Below are 17768 nucleotides of genomic sequence, written 5' to 3' on the forward strand. Positions count from 1 at the left end.
CTTGGAGAAAGTCGAGGTAGCCCACGCCTAAGATGCGCCTAACCCAAGGGTTCCAGAAGAAGATGGCTTGGACTTGGGGAAATTTGGGGTAAGCGAAGATGAGGAGAAGCCAAAAGGCAGCGTGAATTAAAATCATCATTCTGGCGTTGAAAAACCACTACTGACCCTTGAGATTAACTATTACTGATTGCAGGGAATCAGCTTCGCTATATCCGGCATTTTTGAGGTTTTTGTAGTGAGTTTCTAGGATGAGAATATCTTGTGGTTTCCAAGAGACTTTTCTCGCAACTACAGCAATTTGCTTTGCTAAGTCTTGCCGTAATCGTGCAAAATCTTGACTCGCTTCCCAGGCTTGAGCAAAGATTTTGAGAGTTTTGTCACCTTGCTCATGACTCAATTGAGCCGGAATCGTTTTAGTCTCAGGAAAACCCAGCCATGTGAGCAGTGTTTTGACTTCATCAGTGCCACCACCCAGGAAATATGTCAAAAATCGCCACTGTGCAAATTCTGATTTACCTGCGTAATAGATGCTATCCAGAATTACTACAAGATTATTCAGGTTGAATTGTTCTATATTCCACAATCCAGCAGCTGCACGAGAACGAAGAGAGTCGTCAATGGTTTTATCCTTGAGGAAGTCGAGGATGTCTTTGACGTAGGGTTTGGCTGCCTTCCCCAGATTTACCAATCCCTCTGCTGCACCTCTACGAACAAAGAGGTTCACGGTTTTATCCTTGAGGAAGTCGAGGATGTCTTTGACGTAGGGTTTGGCTGTCTCCCCCAGATTTGCCAATTCATAAGCTGCACCTAAACGAAGAGAGTCCTCAACGGTTTTATCCTTGAGGAAGTCGAGGATGTCTTTGACGCAGGGTTTGGCTGCCTCCCCCAGATTTCTTAATGCCTCTGCTGCACCTCTACGAACAGTAAAGTCAACGGTTTTATCCTTGAGGATGTCGAGCATGTCTTTGAGATAGGGTTTGGTTGCCTCCCCCAGATTTGCCAATTCATAAGCTGCAACGGAACGAGCATGGGGGTCAACGGATTTATCTTTGAGGAAGTCGAGAATGTCTTTGAGGTAGGGTTTAGCTGTCTCCCCCAAATTGGCCAATGCATAAGCTGCATCTTTACGAACATAGGGGTCAACGGTTTTATCCTTGAGGAAGTCGAGGATGTCTTTGGCGTAGGGTTTGGCTGCTTCCCCCAGATTTGTCAATCCCCCTGCTGTACCTCTACTAACATCGGGATCAACGGTTTTATCCTTGAGGATGTCGAGGATGTCTTTGATGTAGGGTTTGACTGCTCCCCCCAGATTTCCCAATCCCTCTGCTGCATGAGAACGAATATCGGGATCAACGGTTTTATCCTTGAGGAAGTCGAGGATGTCTTTGATGTAGGGTTTGGCTGCCTCCCCCAGATTTCCCAATCTTTCTGCTGCACGGGAACGAACATATGAGTCAACGGATTTATCCTTGAGGAAGTCGAGAATGTCTTTGATGTAGGGTTTGGCTATCTCCCCCAGATTTGCCAATGCCACTGCTGCATCGTAACGAACATCGGAGTCAATGGTTTTATCCTTGAGGATGTCGAGGATGTCTTTGACGTAGGGTTTGGCTGCCTTTCCCAGATTTCCTAATCCCTCTGCTGCACCTTTACGAACATCGGAGTCAATGGATTTATTCTTGAGGATGTCGAGGATGTCTTTGACGTAGGGTTTGGCTGTCTCCCCCAGATTTCCCAACGCCACTGCTGCATCGTAACGAGGAGTAGAGTCAAGGGATTTATCCTTGAGGAAGTCGAGGATGTCTTTGACGTAGGGTTTGGCTGTCTCCCCCAGATTTTCCAACGCCACTGCTGCACCGGAACGAAGAGTAGAGTCAACGGATTTATCCTTGAGGATTTTGGCAACCTTCTGAGCAATATCCTCTGGTTTGTAAATCACCGATTTCAAATTTTTTAGATCATATTTATTGAATTTTTCAAAAGCGAGTTTCTTTACATTGTCATATCCATCATCAAAGGCAGCAACGATACCGTTAATCTGCCAAGCCTCCGGTTTGGGCTTAGGCGACTCTTTCGCGCTTACCCCAGCCAGGGCGAGGAAGAGAGTCAACAGCAGGATAAAGGGAAAAAGGAAAAAAGGCGTAGGCGTAGCCCGTCGTAGACATCGCTTTGTAATTTGGTGTAGATGCTTAAGCATGGTTGAGGCCAATTCGTAATCAGCCTCGAATACTCGCTAACACTGCGCTAACGTAATCAGCTATGTGTCAGCGAGTTGAGCTGATCAAATCGCCACATTATAGTTCAATTAACTTGAAGCCCCAAGGTTTGAGAGCCGCTAGAGCTATTTCTGGATCTACACCTTCATAAGCCTCCCATTCCAAGGGATGCTCTTTCGGATGTCCGTCGCCGACATTACCTGCAACTTTGATTATCGGACAGTTGGCGATGCGATCGCGCTCCAGCCCTTTTGGAATTGCTAACTCGATTTTGTGCCCGACAAACTTCGCTGTACTATCATTAGCTACAGATTCCCGGATTAAACAAATATCACCAGCAGTCCCCCAAGTCGTTTGGTAAATGTGGAGGAATGATATATAGGTTGCTGGTTTGATGGATCTTTTTAGAACGTGCATTATCTGTAATCCTTACACTATGAGCAAAAAATCATAAATCATATGAGTATTTTGTATCACGTTCGTAGGGAAGAATGTTTTTAAATCACATTTTGCATCTAGCCCAGGCGATTTATAAATTCCTCGTTCCTAGTCTCTGACTAGGAATGCCTAAAATGAGGCTCTGCCTCCCACAAAAGCGGCAGAGCCGCAATGAGGTGCATTTCCAGGTAGAACCTGGAAACGAGATAAAAGGAGATAAACGAGATAAGGAGCGATCGCTAGATGTGAAGCTCAAAACACGATAATCGCCCACATACTAACTCCCAAAGCGATCGCTGCTAGGTGTTGCCAAAGGAGCGATCGCACTGGTTGCTTGGCAATCTTTTGCGTTAATAACATAGTCAGCAACACTGAGAAAATTATCGTTGCACCTTGCAAAAAGGCAATCACAGCCGGGTGAGCAACCAATATTGGCAATTGTTCTCCACTCAAACCAAGAGTAGCAAAGGTCACGGGTAAAATCCGCCCACCTTCGCCTAAGCCCAAACGCAGATAGTGAGCCAAGTTTCCCCCCAAAACTAATGGTAGGTAGCCATAGGCAAGTTCTACAAATGAGCGAGGCTTACGGTTAAAGTTGAACACTTGCAGCAAGCCATAAGCCGCAAAGGTAAATATCGCTGGGATAATTAACACTAGCAGCGATAATCCCAAGTGCTGCCAAAACTGATTTAAATCCAGTTGTAAGCCCAACCAAGATTGCAACTCTGGCAAGCGATGCAGATATATCCCACCCAACAGCAAAAACAATAATGCTACTTCATAGGTGCGAGGTACATGAGTTGTCCACAGTTCAATTCCAGGGGGACGCAAGTTGAACTCAACGGAACGATGGGGACAGGCTTTCAGACAAGTCATGCACAGTACGCAATCTCTGTTATCTTCTAACTGCGCTGGATGGGAGTATAAAGGACATCCATTGGTTTCCATGCCTTCGCCCTTTTGCGGCCCACCTTTATAACACTGGTAAGTGGTGCAACTGGCAGAACATATCCCTTGCTGTGCGCGGAGTTCCGTCATTGAGAGTTTTGCAAATAAACCATTCATCCCGCCAATGGGGCAGAGATATCTACACCAAAACCGTCGCTCAAAAATGGCAGAGAAAATCATCGCCCCGGCGGTAATTAAGAGTAGCAAACAAGCGCTAAGATAGGCAGTATTTTCTAAATGCCAGAGTTCTTCCCATAAGAAAATTAGGGAGAACAAACCAAACATGAACCATCCGCCCCATTTTTCAGCTTCTTCTCTCGGCCAGCGCTTGAGTTTTCGCGGCCACAGCCAGAGAGATAACTTTTGGGTAATTTCCCCGTAAATCATGAAAGGACAAACAGAACACCACACACGACCCAAAAAGGGAAAGAGAAATAGGAAGAAAGGCCACCACCAAGCCCAAAAGAAATTTAATACGAAATTGCGATCGCGGGTTTGAGGGCCAATAAATAACACTGCAACAATAATCGCAAAAGCTGTTGCAGTCAAACCATAGTTAATGCGATCGGGCCACCAGGGACTACGTAAAAACCGCCGTAAAGGAGGATAGGCATTTAAAAGATTCACCCGAAATCGTTTTTTCTTAGTTTCGGCTGGCCAGAAAATTTCTTCTGTGAGTTCACTGGCATTTTCCGCTTGCACGATCGCTCTTTCAACCAGATTTTTCAATTCTTTGAGGTTGCCAGGAAAATCATAGGACTGGAGGCGACGCAGAGCTTCTGGGGTGATATGCGGTTTCGGAACGCCTCTAGCCCGAATGTAGAGACTAGTATAATATTCAACCTGTGCCTGAACATCAGCTTTCCGCACTCGGAGCGGCGGTACTTTAATAATGTGACCAACAGAACGCTCAATTGTTGGCTGAGTTTTTTCGGAAACAATCAAAATTCTGGCTTGACTGGGACGAGGTTCAGGTGCTGATTCTCCCGAACGAGTCACGGGGGTATATGTGCCAGTTTTGAGCAACTGCGTCACCGGAGATAATAATTCTTCGGGCAATTCTTGGATATTGTTGAAAACTAAAGTACCTTCTCCCAACCATTCCAACAGTCCTGGTTTACCGCCAGCGCGACCGAATAAATCTGCACCACTCGTTTGGAGAATACCGCAATTGACTTTTATAATTGGTTCTCGCCGTTTTGGAGAACCAAAGTGGATAAGGGCTGCTATGTTGTCTTTTTCTAACCCTGGTTCTCCAAAAATATCCACAGATTTGCGGTCAGCAGCTGCTTCTCGAATTTGCTCCCGCAGCCGCACCGCATAGCGACTTGTACCCACAATTCCGCGTTGCGCTTTGGTAACTAAATATGGTCGCAAAGCTACGGCTCGTTCTTGTTCATAGCCAAGTGCAGATGTCACTTGAGCTAATTCTTGAACCAATTGACGAGAAAAAGCCTGAGCAATTTCGGGGTATTGGCTGACTAATTCCCGAAATTTAGCAGCAGGTACAACCCACAAATGACATTCTGTTACTGTAGTAATTGTGAATGGAGTTAATTCTGCCAACAGCAATTCTTGAAGTTCAATCACTGCTCCGGGGAGGAATCCACAAGCTAATGCTGGGTTGGTTTCATTGGTGGTATTGCTTTCGAGTTGACCTTCTACAAGAATATAAAGGGCTTCTGGAGGAGTGCCTTCGCTAACTAAGTCAGTTTCGGCACTCACTACTTGTTCTTCAATTACTTGTGCGATCGCATTTAACACTTCAGGTGAGAGAATTCCTAAAGTCGTCCGTTCTTGTAGCCATGTAACCGTTTCTGGAGATGTCATCTTAAGTTCTCCGTGTAGGCTGCTGTATAACCAGAATTATCCCTGAAAGCGGATGTCAAACGATTTTGGATTTTAAATTTTGGATTTTGGTGAAGCAGTACGGTCTTCTCCCTTGCATCTAGGCTCTGCCAATGTGAGAAACTACGGTGTACACACAAGTCTTTGGTGACGCAATTTCCAGTTAAGTCTTATAGCCTCTGAGATACCTCACCCAGGTTTTACGTAGTAAAACCTGTCCCTCTCCTTATTAAGGCTACGGTGTACACACAAGTCGAAAAAAGCTCGATTTCTCATTTCTCCTTGTTCTCTCGTTCCCATGCAAAGCTAGGAATGATTGATTAGAGGCTGCTGCCTCCAGTCAGATATTGAGTCAGAGACTCAATGAATGCATTCCTCATGCAGAGCATGGGAACGAGTCAAGCCTAATTCAAGCTAGGTTTTTAGGACTTGTGTGTACACCGTAGCCTTATTAAGGAGAGGGATTAAAGATAGGACAGGGTGAGGTTTTAGAAGATTTTTGGGTAATCTGATAACTTGTGTGTACACCGTAGCTTTGGAAGAAGGGGAGACGCTTTAGCGCATAGCGCAGTGTGGGCATGAACTGAAATAATCTCAAATCTGAAATTGGTACGGTCAAAATATTTGTGTTCAGTTGTTGTGCATTAATATACAATGTGCAATCTTTGTTCTTGCAATTACAAGAATATGGATTAAATAAAATGCAAAACTTCATCCTGTCTCTAACTTCCCTCTCCTTTATAAGGAGAGGGATTGAGGGTGAGGTAAGCCAGGGACATAAATGTTATTTAATTCTTATTCCTAAGCTAAAAACCTTTGTATTACACTCGGATTAAACGTAAACTAAATTTGATGCAAATTTAGTGAACTTTACTAAATTTTGTGCATAGGAGGTTTGATGTTGAATATCAGTAAAGGTATTAATTCCCTTTCAAACTTTAAGCGGAACACCACAGAATTTATGGAGCAGCTACGGGAGACTGGACAGCCAATAGTGCTGACCGTTAACGGTAAAGCCGAACTTGTTGTGCAAGATGTGGAATCGTACCAGAAGCTCCTAGAGCTTATTGAAAGGCTTGAGACTATTGAGGCGGTTAAGACGGCACTCAAAGAGATGAAAGCAGGAAAAGGAGAGCCGGCTCATGAGGCATTTCAGGAGATAATGAAATCACTGGATGAAGAATGAAGTAGCGAGTCATTATGCTTCCAGTGGCAAAGGCTGATATCAACGCAGCAGCAAAGTGGATTCGTCAGAACGACTCACTAGAAAAAGCAAAAGTGTGGGTAAATGAAATCAATGACGCTGTTGCATCCCTTAATACCTTTCCGGCTAGATGTGCCTTGGCTGCTATTGATGATGCCTTTGAAGAAGAAATACGGCAACTCCTTTATGGAAAGGGAAAGGGAGTATACCGAATTCTTTTTACCATTCAAGACTAAACCGTTGTAGTGCTTCGTGTGTTTCACAGCGCACGAGATATGAATGCAGAGTTATAGCGAGAGCATTAAGGGGAGGAATTATGGCAGTTTATCTAGACTCAGCGATCGCATCTGAAGCCGAAGTTGTTAAGCTTTGGGGATGGGTGAAAGGCATTACAACAAATCCCACGCTGTTGGCTCAAAGCGATACCCCACCAGAAATCACGCTCAAAAAATTGCTAGCCTTGACGAATGGCCCGTTATACTATCAAATCGTGGCATCTGATAAAGCTGGGATGCTAGCTGAAGGTAGAAAAGCTTTCGAGATTATTGGTTCACAAGCAATTTTGAAGATTCCCGCAACACCGATAGGTTTTGAAGTGGTGGCGAGTCTATCCTCAGAAATTACCTGTTCGGTGACAGCGATTTACAGTGCAGCACAAGCAGCAGTAGCACGGGAAGCCGGAGCTAAAATTGCCATAGCTTATGTAAATCGCGCTACGCGGTTGTTAGGTGATGGTATTGCTTTAGTGCGGGATATGGCTAGCGTCCTCAAAGGGAGTGATACTGAAATATTGGCAGCTAGTATCAAATCTCCCGAAGAAGCAGCCGCTTCATTGCAAGCCGGGGCGGATCATTTGACTTTACCATTGGCAATGTTGCAGGCGATCGCAACTCATGAATTATCACAGAAAACTGTTGAAGAATTCGCTAAAGGAGGCATTGGCTTAACGATTTAAGTTTTTGTGCTAACGACAAAAGTTAATGTAGTGACGACAACTTGTTCTGTGATGACGACAGAAGTTAATGTAGTGACGACAACTTGTTCTGTGATGACGACAAAAGTTAATGTAGTGACGACAACTTGTTCTGTGATGACGACAAAAGTTAGTGTAGTGACGACAACTTGTTCTGTAATGACAACAAAAGTTAGTGTGGTAACGACAACTTGTGCATTAACGACCAGCTAAATCTATAAATTCAGTCCTATTTTCTTGAATTGCTTATGAGTTTGTCAGATATCCCTAATCTCTGGGTTCCTCTAGCGCTTTTAGGTTTAATTATTGTCGCGGCTGTATTTTTTAGCCGCAGCAGTTGATAAAGCGGGGCGAAAAATTGCAGTTGAAATCAAAAGCTTTCTTAATAGCTCTGTCATCACTGACTTTGACTCAGCACTGGGGCAGTTTTTGAACTATCGCCTTGCATTACAGATGAGTTAACCAGATAGAATATTATATTTAGCAGTTCCCGTCGATACCTTTGAGTCGTTCTTTCAGGAGCGATTCACTTAGGAAGCTGTCAAGCTTTAAGGGTGCGACGGGCTACGCCAACGCAGACAATCTTCATCAACTGCGACCACTTGGTACGATAAAGTACAGAGTGTCACAACTTACTTTCAAGTGAATAGAAAAGGAATGCGTATATGGGCAAAGGGAGGTTAGAAGCATTCAGCGATGGGGTGATTGCCATCATCATCACCATTATGGTACTGGAAATCAAAGTGCCGCATGGGTTCGATTTAGCTGCACTGCGTCCGCTAATCCCGGTATTTCTGAGCTATGTGCTGAGTTTTATTTATATCGGCATCTACTGGAATAATCACCATCACCTCCTACAAGCAGTCAGACAAGTTAATGGGCGTATCCTTTGGGCTAATCTGCATTTGCTGTTTTGGTTATCGTTAATCCCCTTTGTTACTGGCTGGATGGGCGAGAATCACTTTGCGGCTATGCCAGTTGCTCTGTATGGTACGGTGTTGTTGTTGGCTGCGATCGCTTACTTCGTTCTTACCCGCGCCCTGATTTCTCACCACGGCAGAGATTCGGCTCTAGCGATCGCAGTCGGTGGAGACTTCAAGGGAAAAGTATCGGTGGTGTTCTATGCTGTGGCCATTCCACTTGCCTTAGTGAATTCATGGTTTGCCTGTGGATTGTACGTTTTTGTTGCGGTCATGTGGCTTATCCCTGACCGTCGCATTGAGAAGACTCTCACTTCCTGAACGAATTACGAATTACAAATTATATAATGACGATTTTTCAGAACTCTTACTGTATTGTTTAAATACTCTTTGAGATTGCGATCGCCTTTTAGTTAAGGGCGGGGAGACGCTCACCCCACAATAAGTAGTTGGATATTTTTTTATTTGGAAGTTCCTAGTGATAAGCTAAACCACATCTAGTTTGCATAATCTAAAATTGTACATTTCTTGTGGGGTGGGCGTCTCGCCCGCATAATATATACAAGTTAAATGTGGAACAGCTTATCATGTCCGCTTGATTGCTCATTAAACCCGAAGAACCCCACCCCGCCAAAGCTGTGCTTTGTCTCCCCTCCCCGCAAGCAGGGAGGGGAGCGTTTGCGTCAGCAAATGCGGGGTGGGGTTCTTAATTTTTGATTTATGCAAGAGGTCTAATGATCTGAATCTACTAGACAAAAGGCACACCAATTATAAATTAGTGTGCGTCTGCGGTTAGATTTTAGAAATTATCGTACTTAGCGATCGCATCCTTAATCTTATCCACCACCTCATCGACAGGTATAACTCCCAATTCCCCAGAGGCGCGGGTACGGATACTCAAGGTGTTGGTTTCCACTTCTTTCGCTCCCACTACAGCCATCACGGGTATTTTTTCTTTCTCTGCATTGCGAATCTGTTTACCCAAGCGATCGCCACTGGTATCAACTTCTGCACGGATGCCCAACGTTCTCATCTTCGTTACCACATCTTTAGCAAAATCTAACTGTATATCACCCACTGGCAGTAATCTAGCTTGCACTGGTGCTAACCACAAAGGGAAATCGCCCGCATATTCTTCAATTAAGATCCCAATCAACCTTTCCAGTGAACCAAAAGGCGCACGGTGAATCATTACCGGACGTTTGCGAACCCCATCTTCGGCGACGTATTCCAAATCAAAGCGTTCTGGCAAATTGTAATCTACCTGCACAGTTCCTAATTGCCACTCCCGATCTAAAGCATCACTAAAGATAAAGTCGAGTTTGGGGCCATAAAAAGCCGCTTCTCCAATACCTTCAAAGTGTTCCATCCCCAAGGTTTCAACTGCACGGCGAATTGCACCTTCGGCTTTGTCCCAAACTTCATCAGAACCGATGTACTTATCACTAGCAGGATCGCGGAAACTGAGTCTAGCTTTAAAGTTCTTCAGTTGCAGACTATTGAACACCGACAAAATCAAATCCACCACACTGAGGAATTCACTATCTAGCTGTTCTGGAGTAACGAACAAGTGAGAATCATCCACAGTAAAACCGCGCACCCGCGTTAAACCGCCCAATTCCCCTGATTGTTCGTAGCGGTAAACAGTACCAAATTCCGCCAGTCGCATCGGTAGTTCCCGATAGGAGCGTAACTCACTTTGATATATTTGGATATGGAAGGGACAGTTCATCGGCTTGAGGACAAAACCCTCTTCTTTGGCAGCTGCTTCCTCGTCATCTGCCATCAAAGGAAACATATCTTCTTTATATTTCTGCCAGTGTCCAGATTTTTTAAATAAATCGACTTTAGCAAGATGGGGAGTCACTACAGGCAAATAACCCCGTTTTAACTGTTCTTGCTTCAGGAAGTCTTCCAAAATACTCCGTAACAGAGTACCCTTTGGTGTCCACAAAGGTAAACCTGGCCCCACTAGATCAGAAAATATAAATAATCCCAGTTCTTTCCCAAGTTTCCGGTGATCTCGCCTTAGCGCTTCTTCTTTGCGTCGCTTATATTCAACGAGTTGTTCTGGACTTTCCCAAGCGGTGGCGTAGATGCGTTGTAGTTGGGCTTTAGTTTCATCCCCACGCCAATAAGCGCCAGCAACGCTTTCTAGTTCAATTGCTTTCGGGTTTAATTCACTGGTATTTTCCATATGAGGCCCCGCACACAAATCCCACCATTCATTCCCCAGGTGGTAAATCGTGATTGGTTCCTCTTTGATATCTGCCAGGATTTCTAGCTTGTAAGGTTCCTTAATTTCCTGAATCCGGCGTTCGGCTTCTTCTCGGCTGACTTCTTCCCGAATTATTGCCAGTTTGCGATTGATAATCTTCACCATCTCTTTCTTGATCGCTTTGAGATCATTTTCGCTAAATGGTTCTGGGTTGTCGAAGTCATAGTAAAAACCGTTTTCAATCCAAGGGCCGATTGTAACTTGTGCCTTGGGAAACAGCTTTTGTACTGCCATTGCCATTACATGGGAAGCAGTGTGGCGAATCTTTTTTAAGTTCTCCGATTCGCTGGTACGCGGTAAATAAATTTTTTCAACTTGTTCTGATTGTTCTGACTGATTCGATGATTTTAGCGACATTGGCTGCTGAACCATTGGCGAAGTGATTACAAAAGGTGATTTATCTGAATCTGTAGGCTTATTCAACTATAACGACTTTGATTTTTGCCAGTTCGGCTTTATGTTCCCACTGCCGAATTAATTTCTCATCGGGGATGAAGATAAATTTTTGATTGTTTACCTGAGTGTCAAATTCAGGATTCCACGCGTAGGCGTAGCCCGTCGTAGACATCGCTAAATTATCTGATGAATTGCAACTTGGTGTCATATATACCTATAGATGCCTCTCCAAAAGAACTGATTAAACTCAACGAGGTTGTCACCAACCCCGTTGGTCTTCAAAACCGTGCATGAGAGTTTCCAACTCACACGGCTCCTCAGTAACTTGGTGCTTGTCACGCATACCTCATTACCCATTTATCCGCGACTTTCTCAAGTCTTCTGGTGGGCTTAGGCTTGGCACTATTACAGCCAGATTTTGTACCAAGACTGCCATCATTGGCTGTCTTTGTGTCGTGGCAATGTCTGTGTAAAAGTTGAAGATTTTTATACTCACTCCTTCCACCTTTCGATTTCGGGGTGATATGGTCAACTTCCATCACATCGTCCTCACGGAAAAACATTTCGCAGTGGGTACACTTCCCTTTTTGCTTTTTCAGGAGTATTGCTACTCTGTTTGGCATTTCTGGGTTGTTACCCATTCTTGTACTCCAGTAAACCAGATTTCCGTCGTATGGTGACGATTCGCCTTTAACTTTCACATGACGAACAATTGGGTTGTCGGCATGGTCTAGTAACCGAAGTGGGGCTTGACCTTCCTTCCTGGTTGCGAATACCCAGTTATCACCGCTTATGGATTGCCAATATCTTTTTGACACCCATTCCCCACTCTTATTGGGGTGTCGGCGTTTTGCCCAAGCTTTTAACTTTTGGTATATGAGGTCATCGATATCTGAGTAAGCTACCTTACTTACCACAGTTGCGTAGTAGTTAGCCCATCCCCTGATTATTGGGTTTAGACGGCTGATTAGCGCCGCTTGCGGTGCTGCCTTATGAGCCTTGAGAATACTGGCAATTTGTTCGTAATGTACCTTTTGTTTCTGCTTGCTTGGGGTGATGATTGTTTTAAAACCCTGCTTTGAGTGATACTTTCCTACAGGAAATTGATGTATCGAAAAACCAAGAAAATCAAACCCCGGTTTTTCTTGCTCATACTGGTTAAGGGTGTGAGCAAGTCTCGTTTTGCTGGGTTTTAGTTCCAAACCCATGCCTTGTAACCATTTAGAGATTATCTCTTTACATCTTTGGACTATGGTTATGTTTTCGTGTAGAATCACGAAATCATCGGCGTATCGGATAAAGTTCGGGGAGAGGACTGAGCCTATTCTTACCCCATTTTTTAGGTATCCTGATTTTGGGGGGATTTCCTTTTTTATCCTTTCTTCCATCCCATGTAGGGCAATGTTTGCCAATAGCGGGGAGATGACCCCGCCTTGTGGCGTACCCTCAGATGTTGGAAACAACTGCTTTCCATCCATCACTCCCGCTTTTAACCAGGCTCGAACTTGTCGGCGGATGGTGGGGAATGTATTTAATTTTCTTAGCAGTGCGTCTTGGTTGATGCGGTCAAAACACTTGGCAATGTCAGCGTCTAGAACGTATTTTGGCTTGTGCGTTATTGCCTTGAATATAGCCTCAACCGCATCATGGCATGAGCGTCCGGCTCTGAACCCGTATGAGTTAGGTTCAAATCGTGCTTCCCATTCTGGTTCTAGTGCCAGTTTGACAAGCGCTTGCAAGGCTCGGTCTTTCATTGTAGGTATACCCAGAGGTCGCTTCTCTTCCGTTCCGGGCTTGGGAATCCATACCCGCCTAGTTGGGCTAACCTTTGAACCCAAGTTTAAATTTCCAGTAAGTTCTAGGCGTTGCTTTGGAGTTAGCGATTTAACGCCATCTACACCCGCCGTCTTTTTCCCCTGGTTATCCTGGGTTACTCTACGAACCGCTAAAGCTCTTGCTGACCACGACTTCATCAGTGTCTTTTGGAGTCTGCGATATGCTTTCACATCACCACGGGCAGAGGCTTGATAAATTCTCTTTTGGAGCTTATACACCCTACGTTCTAACTTGCGCCAGTTAATAGAGTGCCATTCCACCATCAGTTGTTGAGACTGTGTATTAGACATTTATACTCACTACTTGAAACTTTATCATCCAAATCACCGTAAGTCTGTCTGCATATTCTGGGCATTACCCCAGACATTCGCTTCTGACTAAATCTCCCCTACTCGCTGCATACGGTTAGCACCTACTCCGGTATTCGACCACCTGAGAGCATACGAGAGGTTATCTCGTTCCGAATGACCATCCTATGTACCTTTAGAGTGATGCTCGTTCGCCGGGTTTTATGGAAGTGCTTATTGGACAAATTGCAACTTGCCAATTCCTTATCCTTTGCCTTTTTGGCTCCAGCGCATTAAGCCCTATTTCGCTGGTTCATCGTAACGACGATTAGAACGCATCTTCAAGCTAATGCTTTTACTCATAAGTACTTTGCTCGATGTTTTACCGACTTAGGCTGTTAGTAAGAACACCTTTTCACCCCGCTTCAGGCTTTGATGGCTAGTCTCAAACCTGGGGGTGATGCTTTCACCGTTGCACCTACGGGGTAGGATTTGAGGGTTCTAGGGTACTGGCTCTCACCTACATGGTCATTCAGTTGTCAAGGCTATACACCTTGCGGCTAATCCTCCAAAAATCCTTATGGCTTTTTAGTTTCTAACCAACGAGTCGCACTACAAACCCGATATCAAGACTATATAATAAATTATGTGTTCTTTGTTACATATTTTTACATACTCAGAATTATGAGAGAAATCAGAAAAATGTTAAGAAACGTAAATAACGTTAATATTAGTAAGCAAGTTTGAAATATGCTTATCATTTATGTCAGACTCAAATTTACCAGGGACTGAGTTGCTAAAAACGGTTTTAGAACCCCTGCTGGAAGATTTTCAGCATTGGTTTACGCGATCGCGCCATTTACTCGAAACCGAGCAACTATCATTTATGAGTCACCAAGAGCAATCTGACTTGCTCTTGCGGGTTAAGCAAGCGCAAGATGAACTAAATACGGCGAAAATGCTGTTTGCTGCTACTGATAAACAAGTCGGGATTGATATGGCAACGTTAATGCCTTGGCATCAATTAGTAACAGAATGTTGGAATGTCGCAATGCGCTTTCGTCAAGGGCGTGAAGTCTAAGCAGCAACTGGGAGCATCTGCTAAATTTAGGCACACTACTTCGAGATGTCTAACGACAAGACCCTTTGCGTCTACGCAAGACGTTAGATCATTCGTTAAAGAGATAGTACAAAATTCTTAACAACTTCTTAACATTATTTGGATTAACAAAATAATGTATCCTATGCTACCGTAAGTGGAATAACGGTTGACAAATAGCTTCATATGAATGTAATCGCACAAAGAGTGCGTCAAATACTCGTCTCAACTGTGACGCACAGTGTCGGCGAAGCAAAGCGTTAAAAAATAAAGTTTAAAAAATTGCTGCCCTGGAGGAAAATCTAATGTTACACCTGCTTTACATTCTTGCTTTTACAATCCTTGCATTTATAGCTGTTGGCAACTTAATTCGTAACCTGATCATGTTCAGTTTTGATCGCGATCGAACTTACCCGGCGAATTCCTCGCCAATGAATAATCAAGGTAACTATGGTTATTATTCATCAAGAAAACAGTTTGTACCCCATCCAGAGTTATTAGATAGCGCGGGCAACTTAATTAAAGAGCCACTTTTGGTAATGCGTTCGATTAACGTTGAAGATGCGCGTCAACATCTCGACGCACTTTACGAAGCATCTCCAGGACATAAAAGAGAAAATTCTGAGGAAGCATAAAAATTAGAGACGCGATTAATCGCGTCTGTACAGGAGTTAGAAGTTTGGCTATAAATTATTGATTGTTGTTTTTACCAAAATAATGGGTCTAGAGCCGCCGCCGTTATAGGGCGGCTTTTGGTATACTAGCGATGGTGGAAAAGGTAATCAACCACGCTAAAAAGCTTGCTGCCGAAAGGCGAAGCACAACACAAAAGAAAATTGGATTTATGTGGTTCTACTGCATTTTTCTAGACTCCACCTCGCAGTAGGTAAAAGATTCAGAGGAGCTAGGCAAACAGTATTTTGAAGCATTTTTGTTTCAAATCCAAAAAAGAACTTGGAGAGATCCAACTAGGGTAGGGCATACCCGAAGTCGCTTGGGGAGAGTCCCACCTCTGGGCTAGACACTGCAAGGTATCTAGTTTTAAGTGGCCTCGGAGAACCAAGAATCCTCTCTTCGAGACGCTAACGCGAACGCGCCTTTAGGACGAGGAGTGTCAAATCCTTAACTTTTCCCGTAGCAGAATTCTATTACCATCCTTGAATTTGAGGCGATCGCGTCGGTAGGCTGGTAAGTTAAAATTATTTTGTCCAGAAACAGGTAAGCATTGCAAGGTTCTGGCACGTATCAAGATTCAGTTCTAAATTGTAATTGTAAGTTTTTACAAGAAAGCGTATTGACAACGTAAATACATCTTGCCTAAAGTATGAGGTATGGATGTATTTTTCGTGCTTAATGGTGTCACCTTCGTTTGGAACGAGTAGAAAGCTCGGATTAATCCCAGCAATCATGACAGCATCACATTTCAGCAAGTCGTATAAACTTTCTTCGATCCGTTTCTAGTGGTGGTTGATGCCAGCCGCAATGAGCAAGAGCGGGATGCTGTAATTGGCTTGGACAGACGATGGAATCTTCAATACGTCGTCTACATTGAGCGTGAAAACGACATAATTCGGCTCATCTCGGCTCGGAAAGCGACGCGCAAGGAACGTGAATACTATGAAAGCTGAAGTCTTAAGAAAGTGACTCGATAAAAATCGTCCAATGACAACAATCACAATTCGCATTCCCGAAGATGTCATAGAGGATTTGAAGCGAGTAGCACCATTGTTAGGGTTTTCTGGTTATCAGCCATTAGTTCGCGCTTACATCGGACAAGGACTCCGAGCTGATCTTGAGCGACTTGAGGGTGATACTGTTTCTATATTGATTGCAAGCCTGAAACGGCATGGTGTGAGTGATCAGATAATTAGTGAAGCACTCAGCGAAGCTACTGGGCGAAGCAGCGACAGTTAGTAACGGCAGTATTCCTTTGTCATGAGTAGGGGGAGTTATCTGCTTATGTTCGAGGTTACTAACATAGAATAACCTGTGATCTATTATTTAGAAGTGCATTGACCAGATTTGAGTTCATAGTAGATGGGCCACCAGTATCACAACAGGCTCGTAATCGCGGTAAGGGCAATCGCCTTGAAGCTTGGAAAACGACAGTGCGACAAGAGGCTGAAAAATACTGGTCTTCGGAACAAAAAACAGCTACTGGGTTGGTTATGCTCCAAATAACCTATTTCTATGATTCTGTTGAAATAGATGTAGACAATATAGTGAAACCTATTCAAGATGCAATGAAAGGATTAGCCTACGTCGATGATAAGCAAGTAAGCGACCTTCTAGTTAGAAAGAGGAATTTATCAGGTAACTTTAGAATAGAAAACATGACCTCGACATTGACGGAAGGCTTTGTCCGTGGCAATGAGTTCTTACATATTGTCGTAATTGATGCTCCTGTTCAGGGGGTAATTACTTGATGGCAACTTCAACCGCAAACTTAGAAAGAGAGCGATTACTGAAACTAGCAGAAGAGTATCGTGAGAAGGATTACGAAGTTTTTTTTCATCCAAATCTAGAAGACTTGCCTGACTTCCTTAATAGCTATCGCCCCGACATGATAGTACGTCGGGGAGAAGAAAATGTAGTTATTGAAGTCAAGTCACGCTCCTCACTTAACTCTTCTTCTAATCAATACTTACGTAATTTAGCTCAAGCGGTAGAAAAACATCCTGGGTGGAGATTTGAATTAGTAATGACCAACCCAGAGGATATAATGTATTCTCTGAAAGCAGAGGGTTCTCTTCAAGAACATGAAATAGAATCACAGTTGCAAGTAGCAAGGCAACTTACAACGCAACATCCAGAATCAGCTATCCTATATTCCTGGTCTTTGGTAGAAGCAACTTTGAGACTTATTGCCCAAAAGGAAGAGCTAAGTTTACAAAGATTTGATCCACTGTACTTAGTGAAGCAATTAGCAATTGAAGGTATAATTTCAAAATCTGAGTATCAGTTACTAATGAATGCACTTCTATTACGTAATTCTATTGCTCATGGCTTCAAAACTACAGAACTTACGCAAAATTCTGTATATGAATTGATCGAGCTTACAGAGCAACTTTTGAAAACTCTACACACTGGCGATGAAGCAGACTAACACTGTCTTAGTTGTAGTAGATAGTAGGACAAGCCCTGGTGCTGAATTTCAGGTTATGCCGCCGAGCGATATCTACGACGGGCTATTCGGCGTCGCACTCAGCATAAAATAGGGAGTGGTAAATTCCCTACTCCCTACTCCCTACTCCCTACTCCCTACTCCCTACTCCCTACTCCCTACTCCCTACTCCCTACTCCCTACTCCCTACTCCCTACTCCC

At 43.9% G+C, this 17768-nt stretch carries 19 protein-coding genes and 2 pseudogenes; 14 read left to right on the forward strand and 7 right to left on the reverse strand.

Going from position 1 to position 17768, the window contains the following annotated elements; genetic code table 11:
• Nucleotides 1-157: 157 nt before the first annotated feature.
• A complete protein-coding gene (locus V7K30_RS17530; RefSeq protein WP_335001325.1) occupies nt 158-2197 on the reverse strand; it encodes a HEAT repeat domain-containing protein in 2040 nt (679 codons plus the stop codon).
• A gap of 97 nt (nt 2198-2294) precedes the next feature.
• Nucleotides 2295-2633, reverse strand: coding sequence for a hypothetical protein (locus V7K30_RS17535; RefSeq protein WP_292762480.1), 339 nt, complete (start codon nt 2631-2633; stop codon nt 2295-2297).
• A 155-nt stretch (nt 2634-2788) separates the two neighbouring features.
• Between V7K30_RS17535 and V7K30_RS17540 the strand changes: the two genes are divergently transcribed.
• Nucleotides 2789-2920 (forward strand): hypothetical protein, encoded by a 132-nt coding sequence (locus V7K30_RS17540; RefSeq protein WP_335001328.1) that lies wholly within the window; start codon nt 2789-2791, stop codon nt 2918-2920.
• Here the strand turns inward: V7K30_RS17540 and V7K30_RS17545 are convergent.
• Nucleotides 2907-5432 (reverse strand): cyclic nucleotide-binding domain-containing protein, encoded by a 2526-nt coding sequence (locus V7K30_RS17545; RefSeq protein WP_335001329.1) that lies wholly within the window; start codon nt 5430-5432, stop codon nt 2907-2909. The genes V7K30_RS17540 and V7K30_RS17545 overlap by 14 nt on opposite strands.
• A 916-nt stretch (nt 5433-6348) precedes the next feature.
• Between V7K30_RS17545 and V7K30_RS17550 the strand changes: the two genes are divergently transcribed.
• From V7K30_RS17550 to V7K30_RS17575, 6 genes and pseudogenes are all read left to right on the forward strand, one after another.
• Nucleotides 6349-6636, forward strand: a complete 288-nt coding sequence (locus V7K30_RS17550; RefSeq protein WP_335001331.1) for a type II toxin-antitoxin system Phd/YefM family antitoxin — start codon at nt 6349-6351, stop codon at nt 6634-6636.
• A 14-nt stretch (nt 6637-6650) separates the two neighbouring features.
• Nucleotides 6651-6890: a type II toxin-antitoxin system RelE/ParE family toxin gene (locus V7K30_RS17555; RefSeq protein ID WP_335001333.1), complete on the forward strand. Its 240-nt coding sequence runs from the start codon at nt 6651-6653 to the stop codon at nt 6888-6890.
• An 80-nt stretch (nt 6891-6970) separates the two neighbouring features.
• Nucleotides 6971-7609, forward strand: coding sequence for a transaldolase family protein (locus V7K30_RS17560; protein WP_335001335.1), 639 nt, complete (start codon nt 6971-6973; stop codon nt 7607-7609).
• Nucleotides 7610-7615: 6 nt separating this feature from the next.
• Nucleotides 7616-7840 carry a hypothetical protein gene (locus V7K30_RS17565; RefSeq protein WP_335001337.1) on the forward strand — a complete coding sequence of 75 codons (225 nt, stop codon included), beginning with the start codon at nt 7616-7618 and terminating at the stop codon, nt 7838-7840.
• Between the two features lie 120 nt (nt 7841-7960).
• Nucleotides 7961-8155, forward strand: a pseudogene (locus V7K30_RS17570) (element excision factor XisH family protein); the annotation flags it as partial.
• Between the two features lie 137 nt (nt 8156-8292).
• On the forward strand, nt 8293-8868 hold the full coding sequence (locus V7K30_RS17575; protein WP_335001338.1) for a TMEM175 family protein: 576 nt from the start codon (nt 8293-8295) through the stop codon (nt 8866-8868).
• 478 nt (nt 8869-9346) lie between these two features.
• On the opposite strand, the gene thrS is transcribed toward V7K30_RS17575, so the two are convergent.
• The 3 genes from thrS to ltrA all read right to left on the reverse strand — a co-directional run bounded on the left by thrS (nt 9347) and on the right by ltrA (nt 13347).
• Nucleotides 9347-11197 (reverse strand): threonine--tRNA ligase, encoded by a 1851-nt coding sequence (gene thrS, locus V7K30_RS17580; protein ID WP_335001339.1) that lies wholly within the window; start codon nt 11195-11197, stop codon nt 9347-9349.
• 43 nt (nt 11198-11240) lie between these two features.
• Nucleotides 11241-11429, reverse strand: coding sequence for a hypothetical protein (locus V7K30_RS17585; RefSeq protein ID WP_335001341.1), 189 nt, complete (start codon nt 11427-11429; stop codon nt 11241-11243).
• Nucleotides 11430-11556: 127 nt separating this feature from the next.
• The gene (gene ltrA / locus V7K30_RS17590; protein WP_335001343.1) at nt 11557-13347 is read right to left on the reverse strand and encodes a group II intron reverse transcriptase/maturase; all 1791 of its coding nucleotides are present in this window, start codon (nt 13345-13347) and stop codon (nt 11557-11559) included.
• 760 nt (nt 13348-14107) lie between these two features.
• Here ltrA and V7K30_RS17595 point away from each other — a divergent pair.
• Together V7K30_RS17595 and V7K30_RS17600 are read left to right on the forward strand one after the other, a co-directional pair.
• Nucleotides 14108-14425, forward strand: a complete 318-nt coding sequence (locus V7K30_RS17595) for a DUF2605 domain-containing protein (protein ID WP_335001345.1) — start codon at nt 14108-14110, stop codon at nt 14423-14425.
• Nucleotides 14426-14748: 323 nt separating this feature from the next.
• Complete coding sequence (locus V7K30_RS17600) at nt 14749-15078, forward strand: DUF2973 domain-containing protein (protein ID WP_335001346.1); 330 nt, start codon at nt 14749-14751, stop codon at nt 15076-15078.
• A 479-nt stretch (nt 15079-15557) separates the two neighbouring features.
• Here the strand turns inward: V7K30_RS17600 and V7K30_RS17605 are convergent, their stop codons facing one another.
• Nucleotides 15558-15692: a hypothetical protein gene (locus V7K30_RS17605; protein WP_335001348.1), complete on the reverse strand. Its 135-nt coding sequence runs from the start codon at nt 15690-15692 to the stop codon at nt 15558-15560.
• A gap of 205 nt (nt 15693-15897) precedes the next feature.
• Between V7K30_RS17605 and V7K30_RS17610 the strand changes: the two are divergent.
• The 5 genes and pseudogenes from V7K30_RS17610 to V7K30_RS17630 all read left to right on the forward strand — a co-directional run.
• Nucleotides 15898-16071 (forward strand): annotated as a pseudogene (locus tag V7K30_RS17610) (BrnT family toxin); the annotation flags it as partial.
• 34 nt (nt 16072-16105) lie between these two features.
• Nucleotides 16106-16357 (forward strand): hypothetical protein, encoded by a 252-nt coding sequence (locus V7K30_RS17615; protein WP_335001350.1) that lies wholly within the window; start codon nt 16106-16108, stop codon nt 16355-16357.
• A gap of 98 nt (nt 16358-16455) precedes the next feature.
• Entirely contained in the window at nt 16456-16869 is a 414-nt protein-coding gene (locus V7K30_RS17620) for a RusA family crossover junction endodeoxyribonuclease (protein WP_335001352.1), read from the forward strand.
• Complete coding sequence (locus V7K30_RS17625; RefSeq protein ID WP_335001354.1) at nt 16869-17549, forward strand: hypothetical protein; 681 nt, start codon at nt 16869-16871, stop codon at nt 17547-17549. The genes V7K30_RS17620 and V7K30_RS17625 overlap by 1 nt, the downstream gene beginning before the upstream one ends.
• Entirely contained in the window at nt 17536-17661 is a 126-nt protein-coding gene (locus tag V7K30_RS17630; protein WP_335001356.1) for a hypothetical protein, read from the forward strand. The genes V7K30_RS17625 and V7K30_RS17630 overlap by 14 nt, the downstream gene beginning before the upstream one ends.
• Nucleotides 17662-17768 lie beyond the last annotated feature (107 nt).

It is taken from the genome of Nostoc sp., assembly GCF_036917655.1.
In the GTDB taxonomy this organism is placed as follows: Bacteria; Cyanobacteriota; Cyanobacteriia; order Cyanobacteriales; family Nostocaceae; genus Nostoc.

Bases quoted from the DNA above. Each gene is read 5' to 3' on its own strand.
- V7K30_RS17530 (WP_335001325.1), bottom strand. From the start codon at position 2,197: ATGCTTAAGCATCTACACCAAATTACAAAGCGATGTCTACGACGGGCT.
- V7K30_RS17535 (WP_292762480.1), bottom strand. From the start codon at position 2,633: ATGCACGTTCTAAAAAGATCCATCAAACCAGCAACCTATATATCATTC.
- V7K30_RS17540 (WP_335001328.1), top strand. From the start codon at position 2,789: ATGAGGCTCTGCCTCCCACAAAAGCGGCAGAGCCGCAATGAGGTGCAT.
- V7K30_RS17545 (WP_335001329.1), bottom strand. From the start codon at position 5,432: ATGACATCTCCAGAAACGGTTACATGGCTACAAGAACGGACGACTTTA.
- V7K30_RS17550 (WP_335001331.1), top strand. From the start codon at position 6,349: ATGTTGAATATCAGTAAAGGTATTAATTCCCTTTCAAACTTTAAGCGG.
- V7K30_RS17555 (WP_335001333.1), top strand. From the start codon at position 6,651: ATGCTTCCAGTGGCAAAGGCTGATATCAACGCAGCAGCAAAGTGGATT.
- V7K30_RS17560 (WP_335001335.1), top strand. From the start codon at position 6,971: ATGGCAGTTTATCTAGACTCAGCGATCGCATCTGAAGCCGAAGTTGTT.
- V7K30_RS17575 (WP_335001338.1), top strand. From the start codon at position 8,293: ATGGGCAAAGGGAGGTTAGAAGCATTCAGCGATGGGGTGATTGCCATC.
- thrS (WP_335001339.1), bottom strand. From the start codon at position 11,197: ATGGTTCAGCAGCCAATGTCGCTAAAATCATCGAATCAGTCAGAACAA.
- V7K30_RS17585 (WP_335001341.1), bottom strand. From the start codon at position 11,429: ATGACACCAAGTTGCAATTCATCAGATAATTTAGCGATGTCTACGACG.
- ltrA (WP_335001343.1), bottom strand. From the start codon at position 13,347: ATGTCTAATACACAGTCTCAACAACTGATGGTGGAATGGCACTCTATT.
- V7K30_RS17595 (WP_335001345.1), top strand. From the start codon at position 14,108: ATGTCAGACTCAAATTTACCAGGGACTGAGTTGCTAAAAACGGTTTTA.
- V7K30_RS17600 (WP_335001346.1), top strand. From the start codon at position 14,749: ATGTTACACCTGCTTTACATTCTTGCTTTTACAATCCTTGCATTTATA.
- V7K30_RS17615 (WP_335001350.1), top strand. From the start codon at position 16,106: ATGACAACAATCACAATTCGCATTCCCGAAGATGTCATAGAGGATTTG.
- V7K30_RS17625 (WP_335001354.1), top strand. From the start codon at position 16,869: ATGGCAACTTCAACCGCAAACTTAGAAAGAGAGCGATTACTGAAACTA.
- V7K30_RS17630 (WP_335001356.1), top strand. From the start codon at position 17,536: ATGAAGCAGACTAACACTGTCTTAGTTGTAGTAGATAGTAGGACAAGC.